Below are 901 nucleotides of genomic sequence, written 5' to 3'. Positions count from 1 at the left end.
ATCTAGAAACATCCAAACTAAAAATTTACAAACGAGGCTGCTTTAACGAAAGGGCGTGTGATGAAGAAAGAAGACCTCGTTGTTTTCAGACTGTGATGGCTTGCGGCGAACACGCCTCAGCTGGTGCAACTGCTGAACGCACTGCTTCCGGTGATCGCGATCGCCGTGGCGGGCTATGCCCTCTACCTGATTGGGCGGAAATGATCAGGACTCTCTACTGGCATCGTGTCCCTTCTGCAGTCACACTGAATGCGCTACCCCACCTGCGATGGGCACGTGAAGGAGATCTGTCGCCGGCATCGAGCACGGCCGCGCTCATGCTCTATGTCGCCCTGCACTTCATGGCTGAGACAGTGGTTGTTGAAAAAGACTCGGTGGACCTGCCCGTGTCTTCGCGCGTTGCAGCGGCCAGCTATGAAGACCTGATGCATGCGATCGGCGGTAGATCACGGAGCATGGTGGCGCAGGGCCTGGAGCGCCTGGAACAGCTCCGGCTTATCACCCGCATTGGTTCGCATCAGAAGCGCCGGTACATCTTGGCCGACTCGCTACCTGGCTGGTTCAAGCTTCCGTGCCAGGCAATCGTGAGCAAGGGGGTGATCACGCCCTTCCAGCACCTGACGTTGCGCTCGCGTCACGAACTGCATGCTCTCAAGGTGTACCTCTACCTAGCCGCTCGTCGGGACAACTACAAGTCTTATACGTTGGCTTCCTACGAGAAGATCTCCGTGAGCACGGGAGTGCCAGAACGCCATATGAGGAAGGCACTCGTAACCTTGTCGCTTTGCGGCTTGATCGCCAATATTGCTCGTGAACGTGACCAAGAGGGTGAGACCGGAGCATATGGCCCGAATATCTACTACTTGGCAGGACACCAGACGTTCTTTCAATCGGCTAGTGG

1 protein-coding gene is annotated in these 901 nt (G+C 56.3%); it reads left to right on the top strand.

What is annotated here, in order from left to right:
• Positions 1–317: 317 nt before the first annotated feature.
• Positions 318–901: hypothetical protein (locus tag GVL50_RS28425; RefSeq protein WP_159815847.1), on the top strand; the 584-nt coding region annotated here is incomplete at its 3' end.

The organism is Pseudomonas sp. 18058, assembly GCF_902706155.1.
Taxonomy (GTDB): Bacteria; Pseudomonadota; Gammaproteobacteria; order Pseudomonadales; family Pseudomonadaceae; genus Aquipseudomonas; species Aquipseudomonas rustica.
Note: the sequence above shows the minus strand (reverse complement) of the source record. Positions and strands in the feature narration are given on the sequence as shown.